A 562-nucleotide genomic window follows, 5' to 3' on the forward strand; every position below is an offset into this window, starting at 1 on the left:
CAGGTCGGTTCAGTTAGAGAGGTTGTCGCGCAGGACGGGTCCGTCGCTGAGCTGATTACGTATGATGAATTTGGAAATATCCTGGCAGATTCCGCACCGATGTTTCAACCATTTGGGTTCGGAGGAGGACATCGCGATACCGATACAACTTTGAGTCGATTCAGTGCAAGGGACTACGATCCGACGACGGGCAGATGGACGACGATCGATCCCATTGGTTTCGCGGGCGGGGAGACGAATCTTTTCTCATTCGTAGGTAATGACCCAATAAACTTCAATGATCCAACGGGACTGTACTCTGGCGGTGTTGTGGTTCCACCGTGGGCTGCTGTCGCGTATGCCTTCTATTTTGGATGGAAGGTTGGAAGTGCCATTGAGCCGCACATTGAAGACTGGGTTCAGCGACAATTAGACACCACTCTCGGTCCGAAGCCGACCAACTCTCCCGTTCCTTCTCATCCGCCCGATCCATGGAAATGGGAACCGACGAACCCCGGCCGAGACGCCGCGACCGGCGGTTGCAAGCCTTGCCCGCCGGACGCAGACCCATGGGAGGCGCCAG

1 protein-coding gene is annotated in these 562 nt (G+C 55.9%); it reads left to right on the forward strand.

From position 1 onward, the window contains the following. Positions 1-562 (forward strand): RHS repeat-associated core domain-containing protein (locus E6J58_02535; GenBank protein ID TMB41750.1); only part of this gene is annotated, 562 nt, incomplete at both ends.

The organism is Deltaproteobacteria bacterium (genome assembly GCA_005879535.1).
Taxonomy (GTDB): Bacteria; Myxococcota; Myxococcia; order Myxococcales; family 40CM-4-68-19; genus 40CM-4-68-19.